The organism is Paraburkholderia sp. SIMBA_027 (genome assembly GCF_046535315.1).
In the GTDB taxonomy this organism is placed as follows: domain Bacteria; phylum Pseudomonadota; class Gammaproteobacteria; order Burkholderiales; family Burkholderiaceae; genus Paraburkholderia; species Paraburkholderia tropica.
In genome coordinates, this window is record NZ_JAWRWY010001452.1 from 1 (window position 1) to 242 (window position 242).

1 pseudogene is annotated in these 242 nt (G+C 71.9%); it reads right to left on the reverse strand.

The features are described 5' to 3' along the window. Positions 1–242 (reverse strand): annotated as a pseudogene (locus SB764_RS44000) (3-hydroxylacyl-ACP dehydratase); the annotation flags it as partial.

The window sequence follows — 242 nt, forward strand, 5'->3', positions numbered from 1 at the left end:
CCTGTTGCGCACCGAGCAGCGCACCGTGCACGGCCATCGCCTGCGCCGCGTATTCGATTCCGCAGACCGACGCGAGCCGGCCGCGCGCGCGCAGCGGGTTGTGCGGATCGCGGTGGCTCGTCGCGCTGCAGCGAATGCGCTCGGCATCCCATGCTTCGACGCGATCGAGCACGCACATCGCGCCGTCGTGCGGAATGTGCGCGGCGATCCATGCGCGATCGAGCGTCGTCGTCGGCGGCGGG